Source organism: Aerococcus sp. L_32 (genome assembly GCF_050689315.1).
Genome location: NZ_JBOEQF010000780.1, coordinates 1 through 853, shown reverse-complemented (window position 1 = coordinate 853; position 853 = coordinate 1). Strand labels below are relative to the sequence as shown.

The window sequence follows — 853 nt, the reverse complement described above, 5'->3', positions numbered from 1 at the left end:
CTGTCAACGACCCCAAACTTGTTCTCTTCCATTCGAGACAACTGACCATAGGTTGATACCAGCAAGAAATGGTCATCATCCAAACGTTTAATATAAGAATCATAGTTCTTAGCCCATTTAGATAAATCACTCGTTACCAAGTTGTCAATCATAGATTTTCTTCTATCATTCATTGAAGATACCGTTTCATCATAATTATCGATCACAATATGACCAATTACAATACGGCCAAGGTCAGCATTCTTAGCAATAATGCCGTACTTGGTTGCATCAATAAAGTACATAGCATGCTCATCTCTTAAATAAGTTACCTCGAAATGCGCATTCTTCCACTGGAATCGTTTAGCTTTCAGTGACGGGTCTTCACGGAATTCCTTGTACAATTCAAAAATTTCTTCATCTAAATCATTAATATCTAATCCAATGATTTCCTTCTGGTAGAAGTACTTTTGTAAAAAGGGGTTTACCCATTCAATTGTTGGGTCATCTTCATCGAAGACAATAATACCAATAGGCATCTTCAATAGAATTTCACTTTGTACAGATTTAATCTGGTTACCTAATCCTAAGATATATTCACTCAAGGCGGTTAACATCTGGACCAAAGCAAAACCAAGTAAACCTATTACAACAACAATCAAACCAACAATTACAAAACCCATTTGTATACTAACTGTTGCACTAATACCAATCACGATAATTAATAATAATAGCGCAATAATAAGTGGCCATATAATTGCCGACTTCAATAAGAAAGAAGGAATTTTAGACTGCCAATTCTCTCTTTTCATAATAATCTCCTCTAGGTCAAAATTCGACACTTTAACATATACCATTTTAACACAATCTTAAA

Annotated in this window: 1 protein-coding gene; it reads right to left on the bottom strand. The window is 34.2% G+C overall.

What is annotated here, in order from left to right; all coding sequences use genetic code 11:
• A partial coding sequence (locus ACRCJ0_RS16410) for a PAS domain-containing protein (RefSeq protein ID WP_431391231.1) occupies window positions 1-791 on the bottom strand: 791 nt, incomplete at its 3' end.
• Between the last annotated feature and the right edge of the window lie 62 nt (window positions 792-853).